Consider the following 12,591-nt stretch of genomic DNA (forward strand, 5'->3'; position numbering starts at 1 on the left):
GGGATATGAGGCGCTACGCGCTATTAGATGGTGGGATTTTTGTAAGGCTATATGGTCATATACATTTTGAATCGTTTGAGCGCAACAAGGTGGTTTTGAATAAAATTATCATGCTTGTGTCCCGGTCCTCGATGAAGTAAATACCCGCCACAGACCATGAATATACTACTCATCGATAATAACGACAGCTTTACCAACAACCTTGAGCATCTGCTGGCCAGCGAGATTGCCGGGGCGCGGATTGCTGTGCTTCCCTATGCAGAAGTTCTGGGAAATGCTGAGGCTTTTGATTTCAGCGCGTACTCTTTGATCATTATTTCTCCCGGTCCGGGCTGCCCTGCCGATTATCCGGGCTATGGGCGGGTTATAGAGTCACACCTGCCTGTATTGGGTGTCTGCCTTGGCATGCAGGTCATAAATGAATATTTCGGCGGACGCACTGCAAGGCTGGACGGCTGTTTTCATGGACGTACCGAGCGAATTGATTTTGACGGGCGAAATCTGGCCGTTGCCCGTTACCATTCTCTGTATTGCGCGCATTTAGGTCAGGGCTTGCAACTACTCAGCGAGAATAGTGCACAAGTTCCCATGGCTGTGGTTCATGAAAGTTTGCCCCTGCTGGGCTATCAATTCCACCCCGAATCATTTTTAACCGAGCACCCCGGAGTTTTCATTGAATTCGCCCTCCATCATTTTGGACTCTTGTAGTTTTGAGCGCTTTCGGGAAATCGCATATCATTTTGTATGCGAGCAGGAAGCGGATGTGCTGCTCGGTTCCCCGAAATTTTCTGATTCCTGTATAAGTTATCTGGGCATTGACCCGCAGGATGAACTTCTGCTTCACCCCGGTGTTTCCGGCGCAGAGGTCAGTGCACAGATGAAAGAGTTCTGCTTTACAGGAGATGGTCCCGTTATCGGCTATCTGTCTTATGAACTCGGACATGAATTGCGTGGAGTGGAGAGTTGCAAGGCTGCTGAGTTCCCGTTTCTACATTTGAAAAAGTATCGCGCGGTGCTGATTCATGACGGTGGTAATTCGTCCCTGAGTCTTCTTTGTTCTGATGAAACTTATCGGTCAGTAATTGTCGATTCTATTCCCCAAAATGGGGGCGTTCCTGATGTCGAATTACCCTCTTTTGCTGAAAAAGATATCCGTATGTCCCTAGATAAACAGGGATATGAAGAAGGAGTTGCCCGCACTCTTGAGTTCATCCGTGACGGCCTGACTTATCAGCTCAATCTAACCACTCGTTTGACCATGGCTGGTGGGGATCTTGATCCTGTGCTCTGGTTTTTCGCACTTCATAAAAGTTACCCTGCTGCTTATTACGCACTGTTCAGTAGTGGTGAAAAAGTGGTGGTATCCACTTCTCCCGAGCTGTTTTTAAGAGTAGAAAATGGCTGCGTGCTTTCTGAACCTATCAAGGGCACTCAGCGTTTTGATGAGTATTCAGAGGAACTGGTCCGCTCGCTGCAAAGTTCAGTAAAAGAGGATTCCGAACTTTCTATGATCGTGGATTTGATCCGTAACGATATCTCTGCTGATTGCCGTTACGGTTCAGTGGTAGTTGAGGACCATAAGTCCGTATTTGCGGTGGACAATCTTTTGCAGATGTTCAGCCGGGTGCGCGGTGAATTGGCTGATGGACGGGATTGCATTGACCTGCTTTTAAACGCATTCCCCGGCGGCTCAATCACCGGGTGTCCCAAGAAAAGCTCCATGGAGCTTATCGATAAGCTTGAGCCGCATGTTCGCGGTCCTTATTGCGGCAGCATCGTGCTCATCATGGGGCCGCAGGATATGGTCGCTTCAATCCCCATCAGAACTGCTGTTTATAACCGGGAGACAAAAGAACTTGATTACTGGGCCGGAAGCGGCATTGTCATTGATTCCAACCCTGAAGCGGAGTACAGGGAAACAATCGCCAAAGCCGGCAAAATTTTAGACCCGGAGTCTGTATGATTTATTTCAGAAATGGAGAATTGCTTGAAGATGAAGTCCGTCTTGATTTTGCCCAGCCCGCTTTTAGGACCGGATACGGATTTTTCGAGACCCTCTGCTGGAATGGAAGCAAAATTTGTCATTTGGACCTGCATCTGCAGCGGGCGCGCAAAAGCCTTGCTGAGTTCAATGTTGCTGAAGAATCGCTTGATTATGAAACAGTCATCCGGGAAGTTGTCAAAGCGAATGGTCTTGAAAATGAATTTGCGCGGGTTAATATCTTTTTTCCGGTAGAGCAGGGGCTTACTTTACCCATCGTCTGTGCGATTCCTTTTGAGTATGTGCCGCACCGTTCTTGGACTCTCAGGCCAAACCAGCACATCTTTCTTACTCCGCTCATGGCGCACAAATCCACCAACCGTATGGATTATCTCAATGCTTGGAAGACCGCACAGGCTGACGGTTTTGACGATGCTCTTCTTCAGGATTTCGCTGGTAATGTCCTTGAGTCTTCTTTTGCTTCGCTTTTGTTCCGGGTAGGGGATGCTTTTTTTGAACCGCAGACTGATTTCAAACTGCCCGGAACAGCCCAGATTGTTGCAGCCAGACATATCGAGATTGACGGAGCAGAGATCAATCTGTCACAAATTGAGCAGTTTGATCATGCCTACGCTCTTAATTCTCTGGGGGGCATGATTCCTGTCACCGCAATCGGTGAAGTTATATTTGAACCTGATTTTATCTTGGCAGACGAATTAAGTTCCGAAATTCTAGAGCTAAAATTATAATGTGATATTTTTCCATTAGGCCCTATATAGATTGCGAGATGTGAGCTTATAAAGTGTATATTAACGTCGCTTCTGGTCGGGCAAATTTTTGTTGAAACATGGTGGGAATCAGGATGGTTGCAGGTAATACTAAATTTACAGTTCTTTCGTGCGGTTCTTTTGATAATCTTGGGCTTCAGCAAGGTGAGAGTGTTAATATTGAATTATTTACAACTCAGGAGCGCCTTTGGGGTGAGGTCGTAGGTTTTAAATCCGGTGTGTTCCTTTCAGTCTGGCTTCCGGCTTTAAGGGAAAGAGAATATCAGCGGATTTTGGCTGATGATCCGGATGTTACTGTCAGGGCGAAATGCAAGGATTGCGTTATATGCGGTTTCCGCTCAACAGTGACAAGAGTAATGAAGTACCCTTACCCAATTCTTTATCTAAGTTACCCTGAGTCCTTTGAGAAAGTCAGCTTACGCAAGAATGAGCGTGTTGAGTGTTTCCAACCTGTGAGTATTGTTTATAAGGGAACAGAGTTGCAGGGAGTTTTCAAAGATATTTCAAAGGGGGGAGGCAGGATTTCGTTTACCCTTCCTGATGGTAATATCTTTTTTAATATGGGACGTGAGCTGACAGCGGATTTTTCATTCAAGATGAATGGTGATGGCCCGGAGATCAGTGGTTCCGGGGTCGTTCGCAATATGGTCAGTGGTTCGAGCAATGTCTCCATTGGATTCAAATTTATCAAGTTCAAGAGTGGGACAGAGGGCCTGTTAGATCAGGTTATCAAGTCATTTAGTTTGCATTCCGGATCTGTTTAGAAGTGCAGCCCCAGCTAAGTAGCTAAGGCTGCATTATATTTTATTAAGGTTTACGAACGGTAGCTATGCGTGAGCGTACAGGAATGTTCGTAGATTTCAGGCCGGGAGTTTGACCGTGCAGGTCAAAGTCGAGATTTACACCGGGCTGGAAGATAAGTACGTGTGTTGATCCGCCAAAATGAAACATACCCAGCTGGTCACCTTTATTTATATGTTGCCCTTCATAAACGGTTATTTCGTTGGAAGAAACCTCTGCCATACCGACGAACATGACAGCCATTAAGCCGATATCCGGATTGTCAGCTTCAATGAAGATAAGTGCCCGGGCAGCTACTTGCGTGATATAGCCTTGGGATTTGTTGGGGCTGGCCGGATCAAATCCGGCGGTAGGTGACTGGGCATAGTACGAACCATCAATCAGCTTAGTCTTCAATATCTTGCCGCTAACCGGGCTGTGCCAACGGTGGTAGCTTAGCGCACTTAAAAATGCTTGATAGATGGTGCCGCCTTCGAACCGTGCGGTTAGCGGGTCTCCGTCGAGCATATGGTAAAGCGAGTAGGGCTGGCCCTTTATCCAGAACTGATCCCTTAGCTTCACATTCTTAGCCAGATTGAAAGGTGCTGACTCACAGGCGTTCGCAATAACGGCATCGTTTTTCGGTGAAGCAACTGGCCGCCTTCCTTCTCTATATTGGCGGGTGAAGAAGTCATCCCAGGATTTAAATCCATGGTATGGCTTGCTTGGATCACAGATAAAGTCCTTTTCAAATCCGGGCATGGCCTTTTGTGCATCTCGACCAAACCATCCTTTTTCCGGGTCTTTGCTAAGTACATACCTTGAATCCTGTGACCCAAGGAATACGGCCCACTGGTTAAGTATTTTCTTCAGCTGGGTGTTGACTCTGCTGTCTAAAAACGCATTTGTACCGGCCGAGGTTCCCATAGGCCAGTTTAATACTGCATTGATGGGAAAACCAACTACCCCGGTTGTGTTGAATTCCGGTGCCTGCTGTGAAATTTCACTCAATTTTTGCAACATCTGCTTGTAGTCGCGGATTTGCGGATTACCCGCCGGATCGTTTTTGAACTTCGCTTTGTCGGGTACCATTTCAAACATCTGTGTGAAAAGCATGAGCAGTTCGGGATCATTTTCAATAAGTTCTTTGAACTCTTGAACGACCGGAATGAGTTGCGGAGTACCCTGTGAAACAGTGCGCTGCGATGCTCCGTTCGCTGGTACGCAAAGACCAAAGCAGAGGATCAGGCTGCAAAAGAAGATTATAAGATTTTTTGTCCAATACCGATTACATGTCATGTCCCACCTCCGGCTTAAATTTTGAGGGAAAGATTAGATGAATGAACAGCATTACTTTTATAACTTGCCGGAGATAATGTTGCCAAGCTTGATTAGTAAAAAAGGACGGACCCGAGTTTGATAACTCAGGTCCGTCCTTGAAAAAACAATCTATTTAATGGTGTTTTTTTATCTATGAAACCAACAGATAGTCCCGTCCCATCACATATCCGCGTGCATCCAAGAATTCTGCAACCTCGTCACGCGCGCCCCAACTGGCAACATAGGAGAGCAGGAAGGTTTCTCCTGCTGCAGGTATTTCATTGCGGTGGAGTACTTTCTTGCCGTGGATGAGCATACCCACCTTGCGCGGGTCCACATCCACATAGAAGGCGGTTTCTACTCCGAGGTTTTCTAACATCTGGTAGCGCTTGCGGGAGGTGCGCCCGGAGCCGATAATACCGACTTTGGGGCTGGGGCCGAGTTTCTTTCGCAGCCAGTTGAAAAGGTATTTGCTCTTGATGCGGTAGAAGGCTTCGATTGTATATTTGGGATGGTTGCGGGATAAGCGGTCCGGTGGATCATTCCAGATGAGCAGTTCTTCGTCCACCTTGCGCATTCTTACCCCGGCTTCCAGCCAGCGCAGGACCAGTTCGTAATCTTCAGGAAAATCACCGTCCCGGAACGGGCCGTGTTTTTCAATGAGTTCCTTGCGCATCATGATGGATGGGTTGGCAAAAGGAAACTCCACAAAACGGTTCAGGGAAATTTCATCAGCGTCAACCAATGTGTTGATCCAATCCACATAATGGGCGTAGCCGCCGTTCTTTTCGCGGTCCCCGCCGAATCCAACCCGGCAGGATGTCAGACCGACATGAGGGTCGCAGTCCAGCAGGTCAGCCTGCTTTGCAATGCGTTCAGGCAGGGCCATGTCGTCAGCGTCCATGCGCGCAATGTAGCTACCACTAGCCGCGTTAATGGCTGCATTGGCCGCGCCGACCACCCCCTGATGCTCAAGGAAGATTGGTTTTAAACGAGAATCACGGGCGGCATATTCTTTGAGGATCTCAGCAGTATTGTCAGCGGACCCATCATCCACGGCAACCAGTTCGAGATCATCGAAGGTCTGGCCTAAAATGCTTTCAATTGCTGCCCCTACAGTGGACTCGCAATTGTAGCAGGGCATGGTTACCGAGACTTTGGGACTGCTCATGCTTATTCTGCTCCCTTGGCTTCTTCCTGTGCTATGGATTCCTGCATCTGGCGTTTAAGCCGGCAAATGCTGCATACTCCGGCAGAAGTGGGGTAGCCGCATTCAGTGCAGGGATTGATTTCGTAATCTTTCTCTTCTTTCTCAAGGGCAGAGAAAGCGGGCTGTCCACGGTCAAGGAATCCTTTGTAGAAAGCGCGTTTGGTGCCGGGACTGCGCAGTTCCATATCTCGCCAGAGCTTCTTATGTCCGGTGAAGCTGGCTCCGGAACTATAGGGGCAGGGCAGGTGGTGATAGGGAATGTCGGCAAGAAAAGAGAATACAGCACTTTCGTATTCAGTAACTCTGAAAAGGGGCTTGACCTTCTTGGCAAAACCGTTTTCAGCAGGCAGTACCGGACCCTGATCGGAAAGGTAGCCCTGATCCCAGCGCAGGGTATTGGCGAAGAGACGGGCCACTTCGTCATCAAGGTTATGTCCGGTAGCGAGAGCGGTGTATCCTTCTTCAATAGCTACTTTGTTAAAATAGTGGCGTTTGAATTTACCGCAGATGGCGCAGATGGGGCGGCGGATATGCTTTTTGATCAGCGGCATGGGCACGCCTTCTTTTTCCAGCTCTACCACCCGCAGCGGATAGCCTTTGTCCTTGCAGAAATCTTCGACCACGGTACGTGCTTTGATGGATGATTCAAAAATGCCCAGATCAATGTGCAGTCCTGTTACATCGTAGCCCAGTTCGGCCAGCGCATACATGAGTCCAAGGGAATCCTTACCCCCGGAAAGGGCGACCAGTACCTTGTCGTCACGTTCGAGAAGCTTACGGTTTTTGATGCCCTGCGCAACCTGTTTCATGAAAAAATTATTAAAATGGTCCTTGCAGAACGCGGCATTATGGCTGGGCAGGGAAACTACTGCTTTTGCTTTACATACCTTGCATTTCATATCTTTATCCTACGGAAATTACTTTTCTGAGTTCAATTTCATCACCCTGCCTGATCTGCTCATCCTGAGTAATCAGTTCCCCGTTACGGATGACCAGAGTGTCTGTGTGGTGCAGTCCCTGCTTGTTAAGCAGTTGCAGGACGGTGTTTAATTTAGTGTATTCTACTGTCTGGCCTTCGGGTTCGATTTTAACAGTGACCATGGTCAGACTCCTTTTTTCTTTATTATATGATAAGATGATGTCCGAGGCCTAGGGGTGTAGCGTTTAAGTGCGTTTTCAGCAAGCTTTTCCTACTGGAGTGAGGGAGAACCTTTGCCACAGGTTACAATCAAGGAAAAATGGAAAAAATAGCAGCCAGAACGGGAAAACATTGTTATTCTATGTTAGGATTAAGGCATGAATAGGAAGTGTGCAATCCATTCGGGGCATGGAATTAAAAAAAAGCCTATTAATGTTGACCCGAACTTGAATATTGAACTAAACTGGCAATAATGAAAAACGACTTTCAAGGAGTTGCATATGGCTCAGAAGACAATTTTAGTCGTTGACGACGAAAAGCATATACGGATGCTCTACAGGGAGGAGCTTGAGGCCGGAGGCTATAAAGTTTCTACTTCTGATGGGACCGAAGATATTCTTGTGGTCATCGGACGTGAAAAGCCGGATCTTGTTGTTCTGGATATCAAGTTGGGTATTAATAGGTCCGGACTGGACCTGTTGCAGGAGATAAGACAGGAGGATCAAAATCTTCCAGTTATTCTCAGCACAGCCTATGACAGCTTCAAACATGATATGAAGTCCATTGCGGCTGATCATTATGTGGTGAAATCCGTTGATTTGAGTGAGCTGAAGGAGAAAGTCGAGCTTGCTTTAAGTTGATTTTTACCTCAGCTAATAGAGGCTGAGTGGTAAAATAATTAAACTTATTTTAGGAATCTATGAAAATAGGTTCCTTTTTTACTTGCCAAACCAAAATGACGGTGCTAGAACCCGCTTGTCTTTGACGGCAGAGATGTCTCAAGGCAACCAAAATAAATGCAGGCCAGTAGTTCCAACGGCTAGAACGTCGGTCTCCAAAACCGAATGCTGGGGGTTCGAATCCCTCCTGGCCTGCCATTTATCACTTCAAAAAAGCGAACAAGCTACAATTCATGTTCGACATCGCCAATACAATCAAAGAAATAAGCATCCTTGCTTTACCTTTTCTTCTGGCAATTACCTGCCACGAAGCCTCTCATGGCTTTGCAGCTTATCTTCTCGGTGACCCTACGGCTAAACAGGCCGGTCGCCTTACTTTGAATCCCGTAAAACATCTTGATCCGATGGGAACCCTTGCCCTTGTGCTGACCCGCATGATCGGCTGGGCTAAACCTGTTCCGGTCAACCCAATGTATTTCAAAAATCCGCAGCGGGATATGATGATTGTCGCACTGGCTGGTCCGGCGGCAAACATGGCACTTGCGGTAATGTTCTCAATTGTCGTAAAGGTGATTCTTTCACTTGATGTGAACGGTATGTCCCCGCTGATGCTCAAGGTGCTTGAGCCTACGGTGATGATTGCCAATGCGGGTGTCATAATCAATCTGGCCTTGTGTTTTTTCAATCTTCTGCCTATCCCTCCGTTGGACGGGAGTAAGATTATCGCTGGATTCATGCCCCGTGAGGCCGCATTCAAGTTTATGTCGTTCCGGTACGGATTCGTTATCGTAATCGTGCTGGCAATGCTCGGACTGCTTGGTAAAATCATCAGTCCGGCCATGGGTTTTTTCTATAATTTTCTGGTTCATTAGGACCGCCAAGCATACAAGATTTTATAATGAGTAAGACAAACAATCGCATAGTTTCAGGCATGAGGCCCACCGGACGGTTGCACCTAGGACATTACTTTGGTGTTCTGGTCAACTGGGTCAAGATTCAGGAAGACCACGAATGTTATTTCTTTGTTGCCGACTGGCACGCAATGACCAGTGAATATTCCGATCCCCGCAAGATTCAGGGCTTTGTACCTGAACTGGTCAAAGACTGGATTGCAGCAGGTCTTGATCCTGAAAAATGTGTGATTTTCCACCAGTCTCAGGTCAAGGAGCACATTGAGCTGCACTTGATTCTGTCCATGCTTACCCCGCTGGGGTGGTTGGAAAGGAACCCCACTTACAAAGAAATCAAGAATGAACTCGCTCAGAAGGAATTGGGAACTTACGGTTTCCTCGGTTATCCTGTGCTGATGGCTTCTGATATTCTTATGTATAAGCCTTCACATGTTCCTGTGGGACAGGACCAGCTTCCTCACCTTGAGCTTGCTCGTGAGATTGCGCGCCGCTTCAACCATCTGAACGGCGAATATTTCCCTGAACCCAATGCCCTGCTCACCGAAGATGCTAAGCTTCCCGGTCTGGATGGACGTAAGATGTCCAAGAGCTACAATAACGGCATTTTTCTTGGCGAGCCCATGGATGAAGTTAAGCCCAAGGTTATGTCCATGTTGACCGACAAAAACAGACTCCGTAAGTCCGATCCGGGCGATCCTGAAGTCTGTAACCTCTATCCCTACCACAAGCTGCTCACCGACGCAGAAACCTGTGCTGAGATCGAGGAAGGCTGTCGCAACGCAAGCCGTGGTTGCGTTGAATGTAAAAAGCTGCTGGCCGAGAACATGGCCAAGTTCCTTGAACCCATGCAGGAACGCCGCCGCCATCTGGATGAAAATCCGCAGCTTGTCTGGGATATCCTACACGAGGGAACTGCCAGAGCTCAGGCCAAGGCAAAAGAGAACATGGACGAAATCCGTGAGCTTATCGGCTTCAAGTACTAAGAGTTTTTTTACAAAGACATTAAAAAGTCCCCTGTTGCAGATGCTGCAGGGGATTTTTTGTATGCAGGATTAGAATCATATTGTTAAGGGAGGCGGGGTTGAATCCCCGGATACTCTGTCCACCACCTGGCGGACTTCCGGGAGGCATCAACGGACCTTGGGGTTTGTCTCTGCGCAGTGGCATGCTCCGTTTTTCTTTTCAGCCATGATGCGTTCAAAAATGGTTGATTTCCCATTTTCTATAACATCCTTTTGGATGTCATCAGAGGTGTAACCAAAGCAGTGGCAAATAAGTCCTGACATTAATTTATACCGTCTAAAATTTTCCTTTTATGAAATCCGTTATTGCTTGAATGGCTGACTTTTTGTGTTCAGTTACTTCTTCTTCAGTTTCCCACCATTGCAGGTCGCTGAATTCGAGCGGCAGCCGCAATGTGAGAAAAGGCAGGAAAAAACGAACTACATTTTCCTTGGATGATCCTTTTACGGAATCAAAGTGGAAAAAAACTTCGCCTATGAACCATGCCCGGTCTTTCTGTGAAGCCGGTTCCGGGGGCTTGATGTACATGAAATCAGGATCGGTTTCGGATTTAAGTTCGGTGTCATGAAAACGGGCGAACAGTTCGAGAACCTGCTTGCGGATCAGTTTATCGCCGTAAACATCAACTATGAAAGTGAACTTAAGGAATCCGGTTTCCGGGGTCAGGTTGTGGCGTGATATTTTGAGCACACCGTCCTTGCGTTTGGACTCGTCATCCTCAAGGAAAAGGTCGAAGGCGCAAAAGCCGATAAAGTTTTCAGCTCCACGAAGTTCTTCCAATTGTGCTTCAATTCCGGCTGTGCTCTTATTCATTGTCCTTCAGCCTGCCTTTTTCCGTTTCGGAATCTTTACGGCCAAATGAGCCCAGTCCGTTACCGGTCCTTTTGACCATCTTAAAGATGGCAAGGACAATGACCAGCATGACAATTATTGCCTCGACGCCTTCTCCCGTCATTTTACAACCTCCGCTGCTGCCTTGCTAAATTAATGTGAACATCCCTGCAATGATTCACCTTTAAATAAAGCTGTTACCTTGGGAATAGCGATTAAGGCAAGTAGAATGAGTGCAGAAAGGATGTAAAGAAAACCATGCGTGTGTTCTTCACCGGATTGTACCCAGTCGGTAATGCTGAGGCCCAGTGAATAATAGAGCCAGTTGGCGAACATACCCAGCGCCAGCGAACAAACGATGATGGAACCAAGATAGATGAAAGCGGAGCGCTTGCCCAGAAGCTTTGCTACCACTGTGAAAGAAGCTGCATTAGTTGCCGGGCCGGCCAGCAGGAAAACCAAGGCTGCGCCGGGAGAAAGTCCTTTCAGTGCTAAAGCAGCGGCAATTGGGGTTGATGCAGTGGCGCAGACATAGAGTGGGACAGCGGCAGCAAGCATTATGAGTAAGGGGAAGAAGCCGTCACCCAGGTTGCGTTCAATGAAACCGTCAGGAATGAGTGCGCCGAATATTCCGGCTAAGAGTACTCCACCGAGGAACCAGAGTCCGATGTCCTGCAGCAGGTTGCCGAAGGAGTATTGCATTCCGTATGAGAGTTTGCCGCTGAAGGTGTCTGGGCGCTCATCATGTGAGTGGCCGCAGCCGCAACCTGAATCTGAACAGCTTGAAAGCTCTTCGCTATGAGAGTTGCATCCGCATTCAGAGTCTGAGCAACTGGATTCAGTCTGCAAAGGCTCTGAATGAGACCCGCACCCGCAACCGGATATCTTTTTTGCGTCATCCATTTTGGGCAATAGCACAGCATCAGGGATAAGTTGGGGGGCTTCCTCGGTAATACTGTCACTTTTCTTTTCGTTCCTATCTACCATGATGCCTGCCACCACAGCAGTAAAAAAGGCTGCAAAGGGTCTGAAAACAGCCATTACCGGATCAAGCAGGGCGTAGGTCACGGCGATGGAATCAACCCCGGTTTCAGGAGTAGAGATCAGGAATGAGGTAGTAGCCCCTTTGCTGGCTCCTTGCTGGCGGAGCTGGGCAGCGGCAGGTATGACGCCGCAGCTGCATAACGGGATAGGTACTCCGAGAATAGAGGCCTTAAATATGTCGGAAGTCTTGCCGGAACCAAGGTTTTTGGAAATGAATTCTGGCCCGACAAAGGCTTTGAGCAGTCCGGCAATAAAGAATCCCAAGAGCATGAAAGGTGCGGACTCCAGCAGCACTTCCCATGACTCATGTGCAATGGAAAATAGTATGTCTATCATTTATTTATCTCCCAGCGGAATACCGCAGCCATCTCCCTGCATGTGTGCCAGGGCGGTCTGCATGATGATTTCCACATGTTTATCGTTAAGGCTGTAAATCGCCCTGCGACCATGCTTCTCAAAGCGGACCATACGCGCCGTTCTCAGAATTCGTAGCTGATGTGAAACAGCGGAATGAGTCATGCTCAAAAGTTCTGAGAGATCGCAGACGCAGAGGTTGCTTATGGAAAGGGCGTGCAGGATTTTTATCCTGACCGGTTCACCCAGAATTTTGAAAGTAGCAGCCAAATCATTCAAGGTTTCACTTGGACAGCTTCGACTATTAACAAGTTCCACAGCACCCGGGGTCGGGTTGTGGGAGGTGCAGCAGTCAGAATTATTTTTCATGGTTCTTTCCTATATGTGTTTATATGAACAACTGTTCATACATTAAGAGTCAGCTGTGGAAAGTCAAGTAAAAATCGTTTCTATTTACAAGCTATGGGGGTAAATTGGTGCAGCTACTAAAATATATAATTTAATTTTGCGGGCTGATGGATTAATTTAAAT

The 12,591-nt window shown here is 47.6% G+C and carries 16 protein-coding genes and 1 tRNA gene; 8 read left to right on the top strand and 9 right to left on the bottom strand.

Annotation, left to right across the window (positions count from 1 at the left end; all coding sequences use genetic code 11):
* Positions 1-156 precede the first annotated feature (156 nt).
* The 4 genes from ACO05Z_RS04985 to ACO05Z_RS05000 all read left to right on the top strand — a co-directional run bounded on the left by ACO05Z_RS04985 (position 157) and on the right by ACO05Z_RS05000 (position 3,533).
* The gene (locus ACO05Z_RS04985) at positions 157-708 is read left to right on the top strand and encodes an aminodeoxychorismate/anthranilate synthase component II (protein WP_421901071.1); all 552 of its coding nucleotides are present in this window, start codon (positions 157-159) and stop codon (positions 706-708) included.
* A complete protein-coding gene (locus tag ACO05Z_RS04990) occupies positions 674-1,963 on the top strand; it encodes a chorismate-binding protein (protein ID WP_421901072.1) in 1,290 nt (429 codons plus the stop codon). Before ACO05Z_RS04985 ends, ACO05Z_RS04990 begins: the two co-directional genes overlap by 35 nt.
* A complete protein-coding gene (locus ACO05Z_RS04995; protein ID WP_421901073.1) occupies positions 1,960-2,730 on the top strand; it encodes an aminotransferase class IV in 771 nt (256 codons plus the stop codon). The genes ACO05Z_RS04990 and ACO05Z_RS04995 overlap by 4 nt, the downstream gene beginning before the upstream one ends.
* A 113-nt stretch (positions 2,731-2,843) precedes the next feature.
* Positions 2,844-3,533, top strand: coding sequence for a flagellar brake domain-containing protein (locus ACO05Z_RS05000; RefSeq protein ID WP_421901074.1), 690 nt, complete (start codon positions 2,844-2,846; stop codon positions 3,531-3,533).
* A gap of 43 nt (positions 3,534-3,576) precedes the next feature.
* Here ACO05Z_RS05000 and ACO05Z_RS05005 read toward each other — a convergent pair whose 3' ends face one another.
* The 4 genes from ACO05Z_RS05005 to ACO05Z_RS05020 all read right to left on the bottom strand — a co-directional run bounded on the left by ACO05Z_RS05005 (position 3,577) and on the right by ACO05Z_RS05020 (position 7,180).
* The gene (locus tag ACO05Z_RS05005; RefSeq protein ID WP_421901075.1) at positions 3,577-4,848 is read right to left on the bottom strand and encodes a phosphatidylserine decarboxylase family protein; all 1,272 of its coding nucleotides are present in this window, start codon (positions 4,846-4,848) and stop codon (positions 3,577-3,579) included.
* 172 nt (positions 4,849-5,020) lie between these two features.
* Positions 5,021-6,040 (bottom strand): glycosyltransferase, encoded by a 1,020-nt coding sequence (locus tag ACO05Z_RS05010; protein ID WP_421901076.1) that lies wholly within the window; start codon positions 6,038-6,040, stop codon positions 5,021-5,023.
* Positions 6,041-6,042: 2 nt separating this feature from the next.
* Positions 6,043-6,978 carry an ATP-binding protein gene (locus ACO05Z_RS05015; RefSeq protein WP_421901077.1) on the bottom strand — a complete coding sequence of 312 codons (936 nt, stop codon included), beginning with the start codon at positions 6,976-6,978 and terminating at the stop codon, positions 6,043-6,045.
* A 4-nt stretch (positions 6,979-6,982) separates the two neighbouring features.
* Positions 6,983-7,180 carry a MoaD/ThiS family protein gene (locus tag ACO05Z_RS05020; protein ID WP_421901078.1) on the bottom strand — a complete coding sequence of 66 codons (198 nt, stop codon included), beginning with the start codon at positions 7,178-7,180 and terminating at the stop codon, positions 6,983-6,985.
* A gap of 318 nt (positions 7,181-7,498) precedes the next feature.
* On the opposite strand from ACO05Z_RS05020, the gene ACO05Z_RS05025 reads away from it, so the two are divergent.
* The 4 genes from ACO05Z_RS05025 to trpS all read left to right on the top strand — a co-directional run bounded on the left by ACO05Z_RS05025 (position 7,499) and on the right by trpS (position 9,791).
* The gene (locus ACO05Z_RS05025) at positions 7,499-7,858 is read left to right on the top strand and encodes a response regulator (protein ID WP_421901079.1); all 360 of its coding nucleotides are present in this window, start codon (positions 7,499-7,501) and stop codon (positions 7,856-7,858) included.
* A 160-nt stretch (positions 7,859-8,018) separates the two neighbouring features.
* A tRNA-Trp gene (locus ACO05Z_RS05030) sits at positions 8,019-8,095 on the top strand.
* Positions 8,096-8,130: 35 nt separating this feature from the next.
* The gene (locus ACO05Z_RS05035; RefSeq protein ID WP_421901080.1) at positions 8,131-8,769 is read left to right on the top strand and encodes a site-2 protease family protein; all 639 of its coding nucleotides are present in this window, start codon (positions 8,131-8,133) and stop codon (positions 8,767-8,769) included.
* A 26-nt stretch (positions 8,770-8,795) separates the two neighbouring features.
* Complete coding sequence (gene trpS / locus ACO05Z_RS05040; RefSeq protein WP_421901081.1) at positions 8,796-9,791, top strand: tryptophan--tRNA ligase; 996 nt, start codon at positions 8,796-8,798, stop codon at positions 9,789-9,791.
* Positions 9,792-9,938: 147 nt separating this feature from the next.
* Here the strand turns inward: trpS and ACO05Z_RS05045 are convergent, their stop codons facing one another.
* From ACO05Z_RS05045 to ACO05Z_RS05065, 5 genes are read right to left on the bottom strand one after another with little or no spacing between them, the layout of a single operon-like run.
* On the bottom strand, positions 9,939-10,094 hold the full coding sequence (locus tag ACO05Z_RS05045; protein ID WP_421901082.1) for a hypothetical protein: 156 nt from the start codon (positions 10,092-10,094) through the stop codon (positions 9,939-9,941).
* Between the two features lie 13 nt (positions 10,095-10,107).
* Complete coding sequence (locus tag ACO05Z_RS05050) at positions 10,108-10,644, bottom strand: hypothetical protein (RefSeq protein WP_421901083.1); 537 nt, start codon at positions 10,642-10,644, stop codon at positions 10,108-10,110.
* Positions 10,637-10,786 carry a hypothetical protein gene (locus ACO05Z_RS05055; protein WP_421901084.1) on the bottom strand — a complete coding sequence of 50 codons (150 nt, stop codon included), beginning with the start codon at positions 10,784-10,786 and terminating at the stop codon, positions 10,637-10,639. The genes ACO05Z_RS05050 and ACO05Z_RS05055 overlap by 8 nt, the downstream gene beginning before the upstream one ends.
* Positions 10,787-10,815: 29 nt before the next feature.
* A complete protein-coding gene (locus tag ACO05Z_RS05060; RefSeq protein WP_421901085.1) occupies positions 10,816-12,042 on the bottom strand; it encodes an SO_0444 family Cu/Zn efflux transporter in 1,227 nt (408 codons plus the stop codon).
* The gene (locus ACO05Z_RS05065; RefSeq protein ID WP_421901086.1) at positions 12,043-12,429 is read right to left on the bottom strand and encodes an ArsR/SmtB family transcription factor; all 387 of its coding nucleotides are present in this window, start codon (positions 12,427-12,429) and stop codon (positions 12,043-12,045) included. It lies immediately after the preceding gene.
* Between the last annotated feature and the right edge of the window lie 162 nt (positions 12,430-12,591).

Source organism: Maridesulfovibrio sp. (genome assembly GCF_965230075.1).
In the GTDB taxonomy this organism is placed as follows: domain Bacteria; phylum Desulfobacterota; class Desulfovibrionia; order Desulfovibrionales; family Desulfovibrionaceae; genus Maridesulfovibrio.